The sequence below is a fragment of the Enterobacter sp. ECC_219_Taxon_10 genome (genome assembly GCF_058354905.1).
Genome location: NZ_CM178005.1, coordinates 4,107,052 through 4,124,506, shown reverse-complemented (window position 1 = coordinate 4,124,506; position 17,455 = coordinate 4,107,052). Strand labels below are relative to the sequence as shown.

Annotated in this window: 16 protein-coding genes; 9 read left to right on the top strand and 7 right to left on the bottom strand. The window is 56.4% G+C overall.

All coding sequences use genetic code 11. From position 1 onward, the window contains the following. The first annotated feature begins 105 nt into the window (after positions 1 to 105). The 4 genes from AC4ICF_RS19540 to ftsP all read left to right on the top strand — a co-directional run bounded on the left by AC4ICF_RS19540 (position 106) and on the right by ftsP (position 5,255). The gene (locus AC4ICF_RS19540) at positions 106 to 507 is read left to right on the top strand and encodes a YgiW/YdeI family stress tolerance OB fold protein (protein WP_023309189.1); all 402 of its coding nucleotides are present in this window, start codon (positions 106 to 108) and stop codon (positions 505 to 507) included. A 118-nt stretch (positions 508 to 625) separates the two neighbouring features. Next, entirely contained in the window at positions 626 to 2,884 is a 2,259-nt protein-coding gene (gene parC / locus AC4ICF_RS19535) for a DNA topoisomerase IV subunit A (protein ID WP_116342058.1), read from the top strand. Positions 2,885 to 3,046: 162 nt separating this feature from the next. Continuing rightward, positions 3,047 to 3,784 (top strand): 1-acylglycerol-3-phosphate O-acyltransferase, encoded by a 738-nt coding sequence (gene plsC, locus AC4ICF_RS19530; protein WP_061097059.1) that lies wholly within the window; start codon positions 3,047 to 3,049, stop codon positions 3,782 to 3,784. Between the two features lie 58 nt (positions 3,785 to 3,842). Then, entirely contained in the window at positions 3,843 to 5,255 is a 1,413-nt protein-coding gene (gene ftsP / locus AC4ICF_RS19525; RefSeq protein ID WP_116342056.1) for a cell division protein FtsP, read from the top strand. A gap of 32 nt (positions 5,256 to 5,287) precedes the next feature. Here the strand turns inward: ftsP and AC4ICF_RS19520 are convergent, their stop codons facing one another. Beyond that, entirely contained in the window at positions 5,288 to 6,763 is a 1,476-nt protein-coding gene (locus tag AC4ICF_RS19520; RefSeq protein WP_316379928.1) for a TrkH family potassium uptake protein, read from the bottom strand. 200 nt (positions 6,764 to 6,963) lie between these two features. Here AC4ICF_RS19520 and AC4ICF_RS19515 point away from each other — a divergent pair, with 200 nt between their 5' ends. After that, a complete protein-coding gene (locus AC4ICF_RS19515) occupies positions 6,964 to 9,138 on the top strand; it encodes a YgiQ family radical SAM protein (RefSeq protein WP_316379929.1) in 2,175 nt (724 codons plus the stop codon). 96 nt (positions 9,139 to 9,234) lie between these two features. On the opposite strand, the gene dkgA is transcribed toward AC4ICF_RS19515, so the two are convergent. Further along, complete coding sequence (dkgA, locus tag AC4ICF_RS19510) at positions 9,235 to 10,062, bottom strand: 2,5-didehydrogluconate reductase DkgA (protein WP_021242117.1); 828 nt, start codon at positions 10,060 to 10,062, stop codon at positions 9,235 to 9,237. Positions 10,063 to 10,167: 105 nt separating this feature from the next. Continuing rightward, positions 10,168 to 11,331: an alcohol dehydrogenase gene (yqhD, locus tag AC4ICF_RS19505; RefSeq protein WP_316379930.1), complete on the bottom strand. Its 1,164-nt coding sequence runs from the start codon at positions 11,329 to 11,331 to the stop codon at positions 10,168 to 10,170. A 195-nt stretch (positions 11,332 to 11,526) separates the two neighbouring features. Here yqhD and AC4ICF_RS19500 point away from each other — a divergent pair, with 195 nt between their 5' ends. Next, positions 11,527 to 12,426 (top strand): AraC family transcriptional regulator, encoded by a 900-nt coding sequence (locus tag AC4ICF_RS19500; protein WP_233002811.1) that lies wholly within the window; start codon positions 11,527 to 11,529, stop codon positions 12,424 to 12,426. A 45-nt stretch (positions 12,427 to 12,471) separates the two neighbouring features. On the opposite strand, the gene yghB is transcribed toward AC4ICF_RS19500, so the two are convergent. Then, entirely contained in the window at positions 12,472 to 13,131 is a 660-nt protein-coding gene (gene yghB / locus AC4ICF_RS19495; RefSeq protein WP_163329680.1) for a DedA family general envelope maintenance protein YghB, read from the bottom strand. Positions 13,132 to 13,274: 143 nt separating this feature from the next. After that, positions 13,275 to 14,462, bottom strand: coding sequence for a cystathionine beta-lyase (gene metC / locus AC4ICF_RS19490; protein ID WP_116342044.1), 1,188 nt, complete (start codon positions 14,460 to 14,462; stop codon positions 13,275 to 13,277). Between the two features lie 251 nt (positions 14,463 to 14,713). Here metC and exbB point away from each other — a divergent pair, with 251 nt between their 5' ends. Beyond that, the gene (exbB, locus tag AC4ICF_RS19485) at positions 14,714 to 15,445 is read left to right on the top strand and encodes a tol-pal system-associated acyl-CoA thioesterase (RefSeq protein ID WP_163329679.1); all 732 of its coding nucleotides are present in this window, start codon (positions 14,714 to 14,716) and stop codon (positions 15,443 to 15,445) included. Positions 15,446 to 15,449: 4 nt separating this feature from the next. Then, complete coding sequence (exbD, locus tag AC4ICF_RS19480; protein ID WP_116342040.1) at positions 15,450 to 15,875, top strand: TonB system transport protein ExbD; 426 nt, start codon at positions 15,450 to 15,452, stop codon at positions 15,873 to 15,875. Between the two features lie 42 nt (positions 15,876 to 15,917). Here exbD and AC4ICF_RS19475 read toward each other — a convergent pair whose 3' ends face one another. Together AC4ICF_RS19475 and AC4ICF_RS19470 are read right to left on the bottom strand one after the other, a co-directional pair. Beyond that, a complete protein-coding gene (locus AC4ICF_RS19475; protein WP_116342038.1) occupies positions 15,918 to 16,367 on the bottom strand; it encodes a cytoplasmic protein in 450 nt (149 codons plus the stop codon). 1 nt (position 16,368) lies between these two features. After that, positions 16,369 to 16,773, bottom strand: coding sequence for a hypothetical protein (locus AC4ICF_RS19470; protein WP_233002812.1), 405 nt, complete (start codon positions 16,771 to 16,773; stop codon positions 16,369 to 16,371). 102 nt (positions 16,774 to 16,875) lie between these two features. Here AC4ICF_RS19470 and AC4ICF_RS19465 point away from each other — a divergent pair, with 102 nt between their 5' ends. After that, positions 16,876 to 17,379, top strand: coding sequence for an ESA_00282 family adhesion-associated protein (locus AC4ICF_RS19465; RefSeq protein ID WP_116342034.1), 504 nt, complete (start codon positions 16,876 to 16,878; stop codon positions 17,377 to 17,379). Positions 17,380 to 17,455: the final 76 nt, after the last annotated feature.

Genomic DNA, 17,455 nt, shown 5'->3' with positions numbered 1-17,455 from the left:
AAGCGCCTGCTGTACAGTAAAAATAAATAAATTTTCCCCTTAAGAAGTTGTTAAGGTTTACCCTGTTTAATGGATTGTGAAACGACATTAAAGGGAGAGATTACGATGAAAAAATTCGCTGCAATTGCTGCCATCATGATGATGACCACCGCGCCGGTCTTTGCTGCTCAGGGCGGTTTCACTGGCCCATCCGCTACACAGACCCAGACGCAAACCCAGCAGGGCGGTTTTGTCGATAACAACGCCAACCTCACCACCGCGGCTAAAGTCAAAGATCTGAAGGACGACGCCTGGGTCAAGCTGCGCGGGAACATTACCGAGCGCCTGTCCGATGACCGCTACACCTTCCGCGATGAGTCCGGCACGGTAGTGGTTGAGATTGATCACAAGCGCTGGAACGGCGTGACCGTGACCCCGCAGGATAAAGTCGAACTGCAGGGTAAAGTCGACAAAGACTGGAACGAATTTGAAATCGACGTGAAGCAGGTCATCAAGCTGAACAAATAACCCGAAAAGGGCCGCTTATGCGGCCCTTTTTCTTTGTGACTCAATTCATCAGATGAGGTAGTATCTGCGGCAATATTGCCTGAAACCCTTCGGTTTCTGAGTTGAGGAATCACACGTAATGAGCGATATGGCAGAGCGCCTCGCGCTACATGAATTCACGGAAAACGCCTACCTGAACTACTCCATGTACGTCATCATGGACAGGGCGTTACCGTTTATCGGGGATGGCCTGAAGCCCGTTCAGCGCCGCATCGTCTACGCGATGTCCGAGCTGGGGCTGAACGCCACCGCCAAGTTCAAGAAATCCGCCCGTACCGTCGGTGACGTACTGGGTAAATACCATCCGCACGGCGACAGCGCCTGTTATGAAGCGATGGTGCTGATGGCGCAGCCGTTCTCTTACCGCTACCCGCTGGTGGACGGGCAGGGGAACTGGGGTGCGCCGGACGATCCAAAATCCTTCGCGGCAATGCGTTATACCGAATCCCGCCTGTCCAAATATGCCGAAGTGCTGCTGGGCGAGCTGGGTCAGGGAACCGTTGACTGGGTGCCAAACTTCGACGGTACGATGCAGGAGCCGAAAATGCTGCCTGCGCGTCTGCCGAACATCCTGCTGAACGGCACCACCGGTATCGCGGTCGGCATGGCGACGGACATTCCGCCGCACAACCTGCGTGAAGTGGCGAAAGCCGCCATCACCCTGATTGAGCAGCCAAAAACCTCGCTGGACGATCTGCTGGATATCGTCCAGGGGCCGGACTACCCGACCGAAGCCGAGATCATCACCTCGCGCGCGGAAATCCGCAAAATCTACCAGAACGGTCGCGGCTCCGTGCGCATGCGCGCGGTGTGGAACAAAGAGGACGGCGCCGTGGTGATCACCGCGCTGCCGCACCAGGTTTCCGGCGCGAAAGTGCTGGAGCAGATCGCTTCCCAGATGCGCAATAAAAAGCTGCCGATGGTGGATGACCTGCGCGACGAGTCCGACCACGAGAACCCTACCCGTCTGGTGATCGTGCCGCGCTCCAACCGCGTGGACATGGAGCAGGTGATGAACCACCTGTTCGCCACTACCGATCTGGAAAAAAGCTACCGCATCAACCTGAACATGATCGGCCTTGACGGACGCCCGGCGGTGAAAAACCTGCTTGAGATCCTCTCCGAATGGCTGACGTTCCGCCGCGATACGGTGCGCCGTCGTCTGAACCATCGTCTGGAGAAGGTGCTTAAGCGCCTGCACATCCTCGAAGGTTTGCTGGTGGCGTTCCTCAATATCGACGAGGTGATCGAGATCATCCGTACCGAGGACGAGCCGAAGCCGGCCCTGATGTCGCGCTTCGGCATCAGCGAAACCCAGGCCGAAGCGATCCTCGAACTGAAGCTGCGCCATCTCGCTAAGCTGGAAGAGATGAAGATCCGCGGCGAGCAGAACGAGCTGGAAAAAGAGCGCGATCAGCTGCAGGCGATCCTCGCGTCAGAACGCAAAATGAATAACCTGCTGAAGAAAGAGCTGCAGGCGGATGCCGATGCCTTCGGCGATGACCGTCGTTCTCCGCTGCACGAGCGCGAAGAAGCGAAGGCGATGAACGAGCACGACATGCAGCCGTCCGAGCCGGTGACCATTGTGCTGTCGCAGAGCGGCTGGGTGCGCAGCGCCAAAGGCCACGATATCGACGCGCCGGGTCTGAGCTACAAAGCGGGCGACAGCTTTAAAGCGGCGGTGAAAGGTAAGAGCAACCAGCCGGTGGCGTTTATCGACTCCACGGGCCGCAGCTACGCCATCGACCCGATCACGCTGCCTTCCGCGCGCGGCCAGGGCGAACCGCTGACCGGCAAGCTGACGCTGCCGCCGGGCGCAACGGTTGACCACATGCTGATGGAGGCCGATGACCAGAAGTTGCTGCTGGCGTCCGATGCGGGCTATGGCTTTATTTGTACCTTTAACGACCTGGTGTCGCGTAACCGCGCCGGTAAAGCGCTGATCAGCCTGCCGGACAACGCTCACGTGATGCCGCCGCTGGTGATCGAGAACGAGAGCGACATGCTGCTGGCGATCACCTCTGCCGGACGCATGCTGATGTTCCCGGTCAGCGACCTGCCGGAGCTGTCGAAAGGTAAGGGCAACAAGATCATCAACATACCGTCTGCGGAAGCCGCGAAAGGTGAAGATGGCCTGGCGCATCTCTTCCTTCTGCCGCCGCAAAGCACGCTGACCATTCACGTCGGCAAGCGTAAAATCAAGCTTCGTCCGGAAGAGCTGCAGAAAGTGGTGGGCGAGCGTGGCCGCCGCGGTTCGCTGATGCGCGGCCTGCAGCGTATCGACCGCGTGGAGATTGATTCCCCTGCGCGCAGCAGCGCGGGCGACAGCGAAGAGTAATGCCGTGACACCCCCTCTGTCCGGAGGGGGTATTTCAATAAAATTTCCCGTAAAATCGTTGTTAATTCGTGCGTTGCGATTAACAATACGCGCTCGTAATAAAGTCCTTACCTGGCCACAGGTGAAGTATAATTGTCAGCTGTCAGGGCTTCAGAGGTCGCTATGCTATATATTGTTCGTCTTATTCTTACCGTTATCTACTGCATTCTGGTCTGTATTTTCGGCTCTATTTACTGCCTGTTCAGCCCGCGTAATCCGAAGCATGTTGCCACCTTTGGCCATATGTTCGGCCGCCTTGCGCCGCTGTTTGGCCTGAAGGTTGAAAAACGCCTGCCTGAAGGGGCGGAGAATTTCGGTAACGCCATCTATATCGCTAACCATCAGAACAACTACGATATGGTGACGGCCTCCAATATTGTTCTGCCGCCGACCGTAACGGTGGGGAAAAAAAGCCTGCTGTGGATCCCGTTTTTTGGCCAGCTGTACTGGCTGACCGGTAACCTGCTGATCGACCGTAATAACCGCGCAAAAGCGCACGGCACCATTGCGGAAGTGGTGAACCATTTTAAAAAGCGCAAAATATCCATCTGGATGTTCCCGGAAGGAACGCGCAGCCGCGGTCGCGGTCTGCTGCCGTTTAAAACCGGCGCGTTTCATGCCGCAATTGCGGCAGGTGTTCCAATTATTCCCGTGTGCGTTTCCAATACTTCTAATAAGATTAATCTTAACCGCCTGAATAATGGTCTGGTGATTGTCGAAATGCTGCCACCCGTCGATACCAGTAAGTATGGTAAAGACCAGGTGCGCGAGCTGGCAGCCCACTGCCGCGAGCTGATGGCTCAGCATATTGCGCTGCTGGACAAAGAAGTCGCAGAAAGAGAAGCCGCCGGTAAGGTTTAATCCGGCGTTAAAGGGAAAACGAATTCCCGCGTTGTTAGTCGTTTCAGATGGAGCTTATATGTCACTCAGTCGGCGTCAGTTTATTCAGGCTTCGGGGATTGCCCTTTGTGCGGGTGCGATGCCGCTGACAGCCAGCGCCGCCGGGCAGCAACAGCCGCTACCCATTCCGCCGTTGATTGAATCCCGTCGCGGGCAGCCGCTTTTCCTCACGCTTCAGCGCAGCCACTGGTCGTTCACCCAGGGCACGCGCGCGCCGGTGTGGGGCATTAACGGGCGCTACCTCGGGCCGACCGTCCGCGTGTGGAACGGCGATGACGTTAAGCTCATTTACAGCAACCGTACGGCTGAAAACGTCGCCATGACCATCAGCGGCTTACAGGTTCCTGGCCCGCTGATTGGCGGCGCGGCGCGAATGATGTCCCCCAACGCCGACTGGGCGCCCGTCCTGCCGATCCGCCAGAGCGCGGCAACCCTGTGGTATCACGCCAATACCCCTAACCGTACGGCGCAGCAGGTCTATAACGGCCTGGCCGGCATGTGGCTGGTGGAAGATGAGATGAGCAAATCGCTGCCGATCCCGAACCACTACGGCGTGGATGATTTCCCGGTCATCATTCAGGACAAACGTCTGGATAACTTCGGTACGCCGGAGTACAGCGAGCCGGGCAGCGGTGGCTTCGTCGGCGATACGCTGCTGGTTAACGGCGCGCAGAGCCCGTACGTGGAAGTGTCCCGTGGCTGGGTGCGCCTGCGTCTGCTCAACGCCTCTAACTCGCGCCGTTATCAGCTGCAGATGAGCGATGGCCGCCCGCTGCATGTCATCTCCGGCGACCAGGGCTTTTTACCCGCGCCTGTCTCCGTAAAACAGCTGGCGCTGGCGCCGGGAGAGCGTCGTGAAATTCTGGTGGATATGACCAACGGGGATGAAGTCTCCGTCACCTGTGGTGAAGCCGCGAGCATTGTTGATCGTATTCGCGGGTTCTTTGAGCCGTCGAGCATTCTGGTCTCCACGCTGGTGTTAACCCTGCGCCCAACCGGCCTGCTGCCGTTGGTCACCGACAGCCTGCCGATGCGTCTGCTGCCGCAGGAGATCGTGAGCGGTTCGCCGGTGCGCAGCCGTGATATCAGCCTGGGCGACGATCCAGGCATTAACGGCGCGCTATGGGATGTGAACCGTATTGATATCACCGCCCAGCAGGGCACCTGGGAGCGCTGGACGGTGCGTTCAGATATGCCGCAGTCGTTCCATATTGAAGGGGTAAGCTTCCTGATCCGCAACGTTAACGGTGCGATGCCGTTCCCGGAAGACCGTGGATGGAAAGATACCGTCTGGGTGGACGGCCAGGTTGAACTGCTCGTCTACTACGGCCAGCCTTCCTGGCCGCACTTCCCGTTCCTGTTCCACAGCCAGACGCTGGAGATGATGGACAGGGGCTCCGTGGGGCAGATGCTGATTAACCCCGCGCCTTAACCCCCTGACATTCCCGGTTCGCCGGGAATGTTTTAAGCCCGCCAGAAAAAGCGCGAGAACAGAATCAGTACCGGGTAAATTTCCAGACGCCCTAAGATCATCGCCGCGCACATCAGCAGTTTCGCTCCCTCTGTTAACGTGCCGAACGTTGACGCCGTCTCGCCAAATCCCAGCCCCATGTTGTTGATACAGGCGGCAACCGTGGCGAATGACGTAAACAGGTCGTAGCCCATCAAATTAAGCGCCCAGACAAAAAAGCCCGTGATCATCACGTAGAGAAAAAAGAAGCTCCATACCGAGCGCAGGACGCGTTCATTCACCACGCTTTTGCCCACCTTTATGCTCAGCAGCGCGCGCGGATGGGCCAGCTGGTTCATCTCCTGAATACTCTGCTTGAACATAATGAGAAAACGCAGGGCTTTGATCCCGCCGCAGGTTGAGCCTACGCAGCCGCCAAAAAAGCTGGCGCTCAACAGCAGGAAGATGGTGTGGGCGGGCCATTGGGCATAGTCAGCTGTCGAAAGGCCGTTATCGGTCATCATCGAACTGGCCAGGAAGAAGGCGTGCACCAGGCTATCGACAGGGTTGTACATTCCCGCGTGCCAGACCTGCCAGGCGGTGATGACGATAATCACCGCGGCGGCGCTCAGAAAGAATCTCACCTCCGGGCTGCGGCGAATCGGCTTCAGGGTGCGTCGGACAATGGCGACGTACCAGAGGGTGAAGTTAAACGCGGAGAGCAGCGAAAACGCCCCGGCGACCAGCTCAATCGCGTGGCTGTCATAAAAACCGATGCTCTCGCTGCGGGTGGAGAACCCGCCCAGCGACACCGTCGAAAGCCCGTGACAGAGGGCGTCAAAAAAGGGCATCCCCGCCAGCCAGTAGGCCAGGGTGCAGGCCACGCCCAGCGCGAAGTAGGTCACCCACAGGGTACGCGCGGTATCGGCAAGGCGGGGCGTCAGGCGCTCCTCCTTGAACGGACCCGGCATCTCTGACTGATAGAGCTTCATGCCACCAATGCCCAGCAGCGGCAGAACCGCGACGGCCAGCACGATGACGCCTAATCCGCCAATGAAATTGAGCTGAGCGCGATAATAAAGGTACGACTTCGGCAGGGCGCTGACGTCCCCGATCACCGTCGCCCCGGTGGTGGTGATCCCGGAAACCCCTTCGAAGAGCGCGTCCGCAAAGGAGAGGTGCAGGCCATCATCCATCCATAGCGGCATGGCGCTTATCAATGAAAACAGCAGCCAGAACAGCACGATGATCACGAAACCGTCGCGGGTGCGCAGCTGTATGCCGGCGTGGCGGGTTGCCCGCCAGGTTAACCCTCCGAGGCTGAAAAAGGTCAAAAAGGTGGTCAGGAACGCAAAGTAGGTCCGCTCTTTATTGAGCAGGGCGATGACCATCGGCGGCAGCATCGACAGGCTGTACAGCAGAACCAAAAAACCGCAGAGGTGGAGCACAACCCGCAGCTGAGACACATGTAACGAATCGTTGAACTTCACAAAGCAACTCCACGCCAGAATTCCTCCCGGCGGCTGAAGACCGGGAGAGTCAGGGGTAATTATGATGCAAAATTAACAGGGCGCTGTATTTTAACGACTTCCACGAATATCTGCCTGCTTCCTGCATCCTTTTCTTCAAATCTGACGGATGAACAGCGTATAATCCCGCTCCTTTTGTCTATTTTTTCTTCGGAAGCATTATGAGCGCAATCTCCCTGATCCAGCCGGATCGTGACCTCTTCTCCTGGCCCCAGTACTGGGCAGCCTGCTTTGGACCGGCGCCGTTCCTGCCGATGTCCCGGGAAGAGATGGACCAGCTGGGCTGGGACAGCTGCGACATCATTCTGGTCACGGGCGATGCCTACGTTGACCATCCGAGCTTCGGCATGGCCATCTGTGGCCGTATGCTCGAAGCGCAGGGCTTCCGCGTGGGGATCATCTCCCAGCCCGACTGGAACAGCAAAGACGACTTTATGCGTCTGGGTAAACCCAACCTGTTCTTCGGTGTCACCGCCGGCAACATGGACTCGATGATCAACCGCTATACCGCCGACCGCAAGCTGCGCCATGACGACGCCTACACGCCGGATAACGTGGCGGGTAAACGCCCGGATCGCGCGACCCTGGTCTATACCCAGCGCTGCAAAGAAGCCTGGAAAGACGTGCCGGTGATTCTGGGCGGCATCGAGGCGAGCCTGCGCCGCACCGCGCACTATGACTACTGGTCGGATACCGTTCGCCGCTCGGTGCTGGTGGACTCCAAGGCCGACATGCTGATTTACGGTAACGGCGAGCGTCCGCTGGTGGAAGTTGCGCACCGTCTGTCGCAGGGCGAGCCGGTGAGCAGCATCCGTGACGTGCGCAACACCGCGATCATGGTGAAAGAGGCGCTGCCGGGCTGGAGCGGGGTAGATTCCCGTATCATCGATATGCCGGGCAAAATCGATCCGATCCCGCACCCTTATGGTGAAGATCTGCCGTGTGCGGATAACAAGCCGGTTGAGCCGAAGAAAGCGGAAGCGAAGGCTATCGTTGTGCAGCCACCGCGTCCGAAGCCGTGGGAAAAGACCTACGTGCTGCTGCCGTCCTACGAGAAGGTAAAAGCCGACAAGGTGCTCTACGCGCACGCGTCCCGTATTCTGCACCACGAAACCAACCCGGGCTGCGCCCGCGCGTTGATGCAGAAGCACGGCGAGCGCTTTATCTGGATCAACCCGCCAGCGATCCCGCTCTCCACCGAAGAGATGGACAGCGTCTTTGCGCTGCCTTACAAGCGCGTGCCGCACCCGGCGTACGGCAACGCCCGTATCCCGGCGTATGAGATGATCCGCTTCTCGATCAACATCATGCGCGGCTGCTTCGGCGGCTGTTCCTTTTGCTCAATTACCGAGCACGAGGGGCGCATTATCCAGAGCCGCTCTGAAGATTCGATCATCAATGAGATCGAAGCCATTCGCGACTCGGTGCCGGGCTTTACCGGGGTGATCTCCGATCTCGGCGGCCCAACCGCGAACATGTATATGCTGCGCTGCAAATCGCCGCGCGCGGAGCAAACCTGTCGTCGTCTCTCGTGCGTCTACCCGAGCATTTGCGAGCACATGGACACCAACCACGAGCCGACGATCAACCTCTACCGCCGCGCGCGTGACCTGAAGGGCATCAAGAAGATCCTCATCGCCTCCGGAGTACGTTACGACATCGCCGTGGAAGATCCGCGCTACATCAAAGAGCTGGCGACGCACCACGTTGGCGGCTATCTGAAGATTGCGCCGGAGCACACCGAAGAAGGCCCGCTGTCGAAGATGATGAAGCCGGGCATGGGCAGCTACGATCGCTTTAAGCAGCTGTTCGACACCTACTCGAAACAGGCGGGCAAAGAGCAGTATCTGATCCCGTACTTCATCTCCGCGCACCCGGGCACGCGCGATGAAGACATGGTCAACCTGGCGCTGTGGCTGAAGCAGCGTCGCTTCCGTCTGGATCAGGTGCAGAACTTCTATCCGTCACCGCTCGCCAACTCGACGACCATGTATTACACCGGCAAGAACCCGCTGAGTAAGATTGGCTACAAGAGTGAAGAGGTGGTGGTACCGAAAGGGGATAAACAGCGCCGTCTGCACAAGGCGCTGCTGCGCTATCACGATCCGAAAAACTGGCCGCTGATCCGCCAGGCGCTGGAAGAGATGGGTAAAAAACATCTGATTGGCTCGCGCCGCGACTGCCTGGTTCCGGCCCCGACGCTGGATGAGATACGCGAAGCGCGTCGCCAGAACCGCAATACGCGCCCGGCGCTGACAAAGCACACGCCGATTGTGCATCAGCGTTCGAACGGTGGTGCGGGGACGAAGAAGAGCGTAAAGCGTAAGATTGGATAACGATGATGTCCTCACCCCTCACCCTAACCCTCTCCCCAAAGGGGAGAGGGAACTTGAACACCCTCTCCCCTTTGGGGAGAGGGCAGGGTGAGGGGATTACCCGCCAAACTGATCCGGATCCGGCCCTAAACGCTTGCCCTTATCCAGCTTCGCAATTTCACCCAGCTCGTCTTTGTCCAGCCGGAAATCCCAGACGTCAAAGTTCTCGGCGATACGCGACGGCGTGACCGATTTCGGAATGACCACCAGGCCGTTGTCCAGATGCCAGCGAATGACGATTTGCGCCGGGGTTTTACCGTATTTATCCGCCAGGTCGCGGATAATTTTCTGATCGAACACGCCTTCACCACCCTGCGCCAGCGGGCTCCAGGATTCGGTTTGGATCTTATGAGTGGCGTTCCAGGCATGAAGCTGACGCTGCTGCAGTAGCGGGTGCAGCTCGATCTGGTTAATCACCGGTGCGACGCCCGTTTCATCAATCAGACGCTGCAGGTGATGTACCTGGAAGTTACAGACGCCGATGCTTTTCACCAGCCCCTCTTTCTGCAGTTCAATCATCCCTTTCCAGGCGTCAACGTAATGGTCGATGGCCGGAACTGGCCAGTGCATCAGGTACAGATCGACGAAATCGAGCTGGAGTTTCTCCAGGCTCTCCTGCAACGCTTCACGGGGGCGCTTTTGATCGTCGTTCCACAGTTTCGTGGTGATGAATAGCTCATCGCGGGGTACGCCGGCGCTGGCCAGCGCGGTACCCACGCCGTCCTCGTTTTTGTACGCGGCGGCGGTATCAATCGACCGATAGCCGACTTCCAGTGCTTTATGAATGGCGGAGACGACCTCGTCGTTACCGGCTTTCCATACACCTAGCCCCAGCTGGGGCATCACGTTGCCGTCCTGCAGCTTGATTACGGTTTGGTTTGCCATTTTTCCTCCTTCAGGTGCGCATCGTCGGAGGGGGACTCCGACGATGGGGTGTGCATTAAGTCTGGACGAAATGTCAAAAAACGAAAGTCGGGAGGACAAAAACGCTTAGCGTGCCGCTTCGTAGATACGACGGCTCACATCCAGCGTAATGTCCCCGTGCTCGCCGAGCTGGGTCATGCCGTGCTCTTCGAGTTTTGCCAGCAGGGTAGGGATAGAGCTGCCGTCCAGGCCGTAGCCGGACAGACGCGTTGGCACGCCCAGGCTTTCAAAGAAGCTGCGGGTCGCTTCAATGGCAGCATCAATACGCGCATCGTCAGAACCCTCGGTGATGTTCCACACGCGCTCGGCGTACTGCAGCAGTTTGGCGCGCTTGGTGTCGCGTTTTTCGTTCCACAGCGCGGGCAGCACAACGGCCAGCGTCTGAGCGTGATCCAGACCGTGCATCGCCGTCAGCTCATGGCCGAGCATGTGGGTCGCCCAGTCCTGCGGCACGCCAGCGCCGATCAGGCCGTTAAGCGCCTGCGTTGCGGCCCACATGACGTTGGCGCGAACGTCATAGTTCTCCGGCTCTTTCAGCGCTTTCGGGCCCTCTTCAATCAGCGTCAGCAGAATGCCTTCCGCGAAGCGATCCTGAATTTTGGCATTCACCGGGTAGGTCACGTACTGCTCCACGGTGTGAACAAAGGCATCGACCACACCGTTCGCTACCTGACGCGCAGGCAGGGTGTAGGTGTACACCGGATCCAGAATAGCGAAGACAGGCTGAACGTGTTCGTTCATAAAGGCCTGCTTGTCGCCGGTGGTTTTGCGGGAGATCACCGCGCCCTTGTTGGATTCAGAGCCGGTGGCCGGGAGGGTTAGCACGGAGCCCATCGGGATCGCGCTTTTGATGTCGCTGCCGCGGGTTTCCAGGATGTGCCACGGATCAACGCCGTCAGCATAGTGCGCTGCCGCCGCGATGAACTTAGTGCCGTCCAGCACGGAGCCGCCGCCGACCGCCAGCAGGAAGGTGATATTTTCTTCGCGGGCGATTTTCACCGCGTTCATCAGCGTTTCGTAAGACGGGTTTGGCTCGATGCCGCCGAACTCACGCACGTCCAGGCCGCTCAGGGCGCTGTAAACCCGATCCAGCACGCCGGTTTTTTTCACGCTGCCGCCGCCGTAGGTGATCAGCACGCGGGCGTCAGCAGGGATCTGCGCGCGCAGATCGGCGATAGCGTCTTTACCAAACAGAATGCGGGTTGGGGTATGAAGATTAAAGTTGTTCATTGCTCGTTCCCTTTAGTGGGTGAAAAACCGTGGTGGCGCTGATGGCTACCTGATGCTGCTCATTGTGGCCGTCCGGGACCAGGCCCTCAATGCACATTCCTGCCGATGTCTTGCCCATTTCTACAGAGCGCTGGAGAAACTTCGGAAAAATGCGCAGACTGTAAGGGTCGGAAACCGTACCCGGAGTAACGTAAAATGAACCGCGAAGCGATCTGCCACCAGCTCACGGCGCAGATTAAAAGACTGATAGATAAAGAAAATAACGTCAGCGACCTGCTGCCGGACATTCGCCTGCTTTACGGCACGCAACCCGGGACGCGCACGCCGGTGATGTACCAGCCGGGCATCGTTTTTCTCTTCTCTGGCCATAAAATTGGCTATATCAACGAGCGCGTGTTCCGCTACGACACCAATGAATATCTGCTCCTGACGGTACCTTTACCCTTCGAATGTGAAACCTTCGCGACAGAGGAGGTCCCGCTGGCGGGTATTCGCGTCAACGTTGATATTCTTCAGCTGCAGGAGCTGCTGATGGAGATTGGCGAAGACGAGCTCTTCCAGCCGTCGATGGCCTCCAGCGGGATTAACTCGGCGACGCTGTCGGAAGAGATCCTCTGCGCCATTGAGCGCCTGCTGGATGTCATGGAGAGGCCGCTGGACGCGCGTATTCTCGGCAAGCAGATCGTTCGCGAAATTCTTTACCACGTGCTGCTGGGCCCGGGCGGCGGGGCGTTACTCGCCCTGGTGAGCCGACAGACCCACTTCAGCCTGATCAGCCGCGTGCTCAAGCGTATTGAGAGTCAGTACACGGAAAACCTCAGCGTTGACCAGCTGGCCGCGGAAGCGAACATGAGCGTCTCGGCGTTTCACCATAACTTTAAGTCGGTGACCAGCACTTCGCCGCTGCAGTACCTCAAAACCTACCGGCTGCATAAGGCGCGCATGCTGATGATCCACGACGGCATGAAGGCCAGCGCGGCGGCCATGCGGGTGGGTTACGAAAGCGCGTCGCAGTTCAGTCGGGAGTTTAAGCGCTATTTCGGCGTCACGCCGGGAGAAGATGCATCACGCATCCGAACCATGCAGGGAGCTTAGGCTTTTTTCCCTCTCCCCAATGGGGAGAGGGTCAGGGTGAGGGGATCAGGCACTGCAATACTTTTTCTTGATCACCACCGCAATCGTCCCTACCAGCCCTGCCACCAGCAGGAAAATCGGCAGGATCATCAGGAAGGTCATTACCTGATCTTCGTGATGTTTCACAAACGGGATCATGTTCAGCGCATAGCCGAACGTGGTTACGACACCGACCCACAGCAGGCCGCTCAGCCAGTTGAAGAACTGAAACCGGCGGTTAGACAGCCCGGAAATACCCGCCATGGTGGGCAGAAGAGTGCGAACAAACGCCAGAAAACGCCCGGCCAGCAGTGCCAGCAGGCCGTGTCGGTCAAACATACAGGTCGCACGCTGATGGTATTTATGGGGCAACTGCGCCAGCCAGCTTTTTACCACGCGCGTGTTTCCAAGCCAGCGGCCCTGCAGATAGCTCAGCCAGCAGCCCAGGCTCGCGGCGGAGGTGAGGATAACCATCGTGGGCGTAAAGTCCATGACGCCTTTGCCAATCAAGGCCCCGGCAAGTAAAAGCAAACTGTCACCGGGTAAAAACGAGGCTGGCAGTAATCCATTTTCCAGAAACAGCGTTGCGAACATCACAAAATAGACGACGCCTATGACGTGAGGATCCGCCAGGGCGGCAAAATCATGTTGCCAGAGCGCCGCGATAATATCTTGAATAACAGCCATGGACTTTCCTGTGGAACAGCAGAGATAACGCTATTGTACTCCCAATTTTACCTGCCGGGATTGATCGCAGGCGCAACTCATGCAGACTTTTCTGCTTGCAGTGTTCACAAAAGCGTCCGGAGAGTACATTTTCAGCCCGCACTCTACACGATACGTTCAAACCCTGCAGATAAATCCGCAATTAAATCGTCCACGTTTTCTAAACCGATATGCAATCTAATGAGGGTGCCGCTGAAGTCCACTTCACCGCCGGGGCGCAGGGCCGCGATCTGCTCCGGCTGATTCGGCAGGATCAGGGATTCAAAACCGCCCCAGGAGTAGGCCATGCTGAAGAGGGTAAAATTATCCAGATAGCTCGCCAGCTCGTCATTATTGAGCCGTTTTTTAAGCACAAACGAGAACAGCCCGCTGCTGCCCGTAAAGTCACGCTGCCAGAACTCATGGCCCTTACTGCCCGGCAGTGCCGGATGGTTCACGCGCTCAACCTGCGGATGCTGCGCCAGCCACTCAGCGATTTTCAGACTACTTTCATGATGCTGACGCAGGCGAACCCCCAGCGTGCGGATACCACGGCTGGTCATGTATGCCGTGTCTGCATCCACCATCTGGCCCATCAGGTAGGCATTTTCACGCAGCTGGTCCCAGCAGCGCGCGTTGGATACCGCGGTGCCAATCATCCCGTCAGAGTGGCCAATCAGGTATTTCGTTGCCGCCTGAATCGAGATATCAATGTCGAATTCCAGCGCCTTAAACAGCACGCCCGCCGCCCAGGTGTTGTCGATCATGATAATCGCCTCTGGCGCTTTGCTGCGTACGGCCTTAACGATAGCCGGCACGTCGTGCACTTCCATGGTGATAGAACCGGGAGATTCCAGGAACACAATGCGCGTGTTTGGCTGGATAAGTTCAGCAATGCCTTCACCAATCAGCGGGTCAAACCAGCCGGTCGTTACGCCGAGCTTGCTGAGGATTTTGGTGCAGAAATCCTGGCTGGGTTCATAGGCCGTGTTGGTCATCAGGATATGGTCGCCCTGTTCCACAAACGCCAGAATGGTGTTAGCAACCGCCGCCGCCCCGCACGGGAACAGCGCGCAGCCCACGCCGCCTTCCAGCTCGCACATCGCCTCCTGCAGAGAAAAGTGGGTTAGGGTGCCGCGACGACCATAGAACAACCCGCCTTTCGCGCGGTTGCGCGTGGCGATTTTTTTCTCCTCAACGGTGTCAAACACCAGGGAAGAGGCGCGTTGAATCACGCTGTTAACCGAACCCTGAGTATATTTTTTGCTGCGTCCAGCCTGTACCAGCGTGGTATCAAGATGCTTCTTCGTCATATTTGCAAACCCTGTTTTTATACGTCTGGACGTCCAGACTACCACGATTGTAAAAAACTGCACCCGCATGCTTATCGAATAAGCAGAAAATATTGGCAAAAAAGCGCATAAGAAATTTTTACTGCGTAAGCGCAAGGAAAGTGAGCGAAAATTAAGGCACCATGTAAATACTAATGAGAACGACTATCAATTCGACGACTTTTTGATATTATTACGTTCAGATTTTGTGATTTGCGTCCTGGAGATACAGAGTGGGTAATAATTTGATGCAGACGGATCTCTCCGTTTGGGGCATGTATCATCATGCTGACATCGTGGTTAAGATTGTGATGATCGGCCTGATTCTGGCGTCCGTTGTCACCTGGGCTATCTTCTTCAGCAAAAGCGCCGAGCTGCTTTCGCAGAAGCGTCGCCTCAAGCGGGAACAGCAGCAGCTGGCTGAAGCCCGCTCTCTGGATCAGGCTTCTGAGATGACCTCATCCTTCCACGCGAAAAGCCTGACCACCCTGTTAGTGAATGAAGCTCAGAACGAGCTGGAACTCTCCGCCGGCAGTGAAGATAACGAAGGCATTAAAGAGCGTACCGGTTTCCGTCTGGAGCGTCGTGTTGCGGCCGTTGGTCGACACATGGGACGCGGCAATGGTTATCTGGCGACCATCGGCGCGATTTCGCCGTTCATTGGTCTGTTCGGTACGGTCTGGGGCATCATGAACAGCTTTATCGGTATTGCGCAGACCCAAACCACCAACCTCGCGGTGGTTGCGCCGGGTATCGCGGAAGCGCTGCTGGCGACGGCAATCGGTCTGGTTGCCGCTATCCCTGCGGTGGTTATCTACAACATCTTCGCGCGTATGATTGGCAGCTACAAAGCGACTCTCGGAGACGTTGCCGCCCAGGTTCTGCTGCTGCAAAGCCGCGATCTCGACCTGAATGCCAGCTCCGTGAAGCCGGTCCATGCGGCGTCTAAACTGCGCGTAGGTTAATAGTATGGCGATGCGTCTCAACGAAAATCTGGACGATAACGGCGAAATGCACGAAATCAACGTGACGCCGTTTATCGACGTCATGCTGGTGCTGCTGATTATCTTCATGGTGGCTGCGCCGCTGGCGACGGTCGACGTGAAGGTGAATCTGCCTGCCTCCTCCAGCCAGCCGCAGCCGCGTCCGGAAAAGCCTATCTATCTGTCGGTGAAAGCGGATAAATCCATGTTCCTGGGTAACGACCCGGTAACGGATGCTTCCGTTATTCCGGCGCTGGATCGGCTTACCGGCGGCAAGAAAGACACCACCGTCTTCTTCCGGGCGGACAAAACCGTCGACTACGAAACCATGATGAAGGTAATGGACACGCTGCATCAGGCGGGTTATCTGAAGATTGGGCTGGTCGGGGAAGAGAAAGCGGCCTCGAAGTGATACAGAAGCTGGCGAAAGCCGGCTTTTTTTATGCCTGTCGGTTTATGCGTTTTTGTCGTCCGTCGGTGCGGTAGAGGAGGTTGCAAGCGCATCCTCATCGAGGGCAACGCAGGTGACGTTTGACGTACGGTATTCACCGGCTGACAGTTTGCGCGTCAGGCGCAGGGTGGCGACTTCTCTGGCAAGCAGATACTGATAGTTGGCCTCAAGACGTCCCAGCAGTTTCTCTTTCAATTCTGGTTGCTGTTCGATGATGGCGTTCATCACGGCACCGTAAATTTCTTCTTTGACCTGTAACGGATAAATCTCGCGGCGATTCTGCCATTTCAGACGCACCAGCGTTGCCGGGATCGATACCATGTCTTGTGTAATACGCGTCATCTCGGCATTTTTTGCATTTCTCAGCGCCTCGATATTTTGCTTTAAGATAAATTCATCACTTTTTTTATCATCTAAAGTCAAATAAACGTCATTGTCTTTAACTTCTTTCACGTTAATCTTCCCCCAGGGTATAAAAAATAGGGTTGTTTTTTTCTCGCGTAATTAGATTAAGCCAAATTTCATTGCCGGCCTCATTTATTTCTTTTGTTTTTTCAGCCATTATTTGACTTAGTTTCTGGGCATCTATTTCACCTTCGGCCTGCAGGTCATTCAGCAGGTGGACGAAGGCTTCAATTTTTATAGCACGAAATAAGCGGTCTTTTATATGGCGATCGTGCTCTTCCAGCAACATATTACGGGATTTGCCAGTGCGGGAAACGCCAATTAATATATCTGGCTCGAAATCAGAGAGCTTTCTTTTCCCCTGAGTTAAACTGGCCTTTTTTTCTTCTTCCATCGGTTTCTGTTCCACAGGCGCAATGTGGTACTTAGCCGGGACGAGATAGTCGGGCAGCATTTTAATTTCCTTTATTTTCAACAGGGTGGGGTTGGTAAAGGCGTGAGATTCGTTGACAATATCATGAGGCAATTTTAAAATCAAAAAAAATGGAGCCAACCCATGAACAGCATTTTTTTTACGGTCATCACATTACTATTACTGACCGCTGGTGTGCTTTTATTGATGCAGGAGTTCAATAAAACGAAAGTGTCGAAAGACACCAGTGAACCGCCACAGCCTGAGCTGATGACGAAAGAGGAAGGAGAAGACCATTTCTCTGTTCTGATGAACTCCGTTACGCCTGTCTGGTACTGGCGGGTGAATCATGAATATATCGACTTCTTACACGCGACAATTAAACGTATGAAAATGTCGGAAATTAATGATACCCCCGGTCTGTTTGAGGCTCAGCGTCGCTGTAGCGACCTCAATTCGGCGGTTTATAAATATTATGACAATATCAAAAAGCGCTGTCTTAACGGTGAGAAGGTTTCCTGTTCCGATCTGGACGTATTAAATTTGCGGCAGTGTTTTCGCGAGTTCAGTCTGGAAGCCTACCCCGAGCTTGTGGCGCTGGTCTGGCCGGAGTATGCGCGTCCGGAGGTCAACCCGGACAACGTCTGAGTGACGTGCGGGTTAGTTCTTGCAAACAGTCAGCGCCGTTGAGATATACTGAGCGCTGGTTTCGTTTGCAGACAGG

What these genes read in the sequence shown, in the direction of transcription:
- dkgA (WP_021242117.1), bottom strand. Translation starts at nt 10,062, where the DNA reads ATGGCAAACCAAACCGTAATCAAGCTGCAGGACGGCAACGTGATGCCC.
- metC (WP_116342044.1), bottom strand. Translation starts at nt 14,462, where the DNA reads ATGACGAAGAAGCATCTTGATACCACGCTGGTACAGGCTGGACGCAGC.
- AC4ICF_RS19470 (WP_233002812.1), bottom strand. Translation starts at nt 16,773, where the DNA reads ATGCTGCCCGACTATCTCGTCCCGGCTAAGTACCACATTGCGCCTGTG.
- parC (WP_116342058.1), top strand. Translation starts at nt 626, where the DNA reads ATGAGCGATATGGCAGAGCGCCTCGCGCTACATGAATTCACGGAAAAC.
- yqhD (WP_316379930.1), bottom strand. Translation starts at nt 11,331, where the DNA reads ATGAACAACTTTAATCTTCATACCCCAACCCGCATTCTGTTTGGTAAA.
- AC4ICF_RS19540 (WP_023309189.1), top strand. Translation starts at nt 106, where the DNA reads ATGAAAAAATTCGCTGCAATTGCTGCCATCATGATGATGACCACCGCG.
- AC4ICF_RS19500 (WP_233002811.1), top strand. Translation starts at nt 11,527, where the DNA reads ATGAACCGCGAAGCGATCTGCCACCAGCTCACGGCGCAGATTAAAAGA.
- yghB (WP_163329680.1), bottom strand. Translation starts at nt 13,131, where the DNA reads ATGGCTGTTATTCAAGATATTATCGCGGCGCTCTGGCAACATGATTTT.
- plsC (WP_061097059.1), top strand. Translation starts at nt 3,047, where the DNA reads ATGCTATATATTGTTCGTCTTATTCTTACCGTTATCTACTGCATTCTG.
- exbD (WP_116342040.1), top strand. Translation starts at nt 15,450, where the DNA reads ATGGCGATGCGTCTCAACGAAAATCTGGACGATAACGGCGAAATGCAC.
- AC4ICF_RS19465 (WP_116342034.1), top strand. Translation starts at nt 16,876, where the DNA reads ATGAACAGCATTTTTTTTACGGTCATCACATTACTATTACTGACCGCT.
- ftsP (WP_116342056.1), top strand. Translation starts at nt 3,843, where the DNA reads ATGTCACTCAGTCGGCGTCAGTTTATTCAGGCTTCGGGGATTGCCCTT.
- AC4ICF_RS19515 (WP_316379929.1), top strand. Translation starts at nt 6,964, where the DNA reads ATGAGCGCAATCTCCCTGATCCAGCCGGATCGTGACCTCTTCTCCTGG.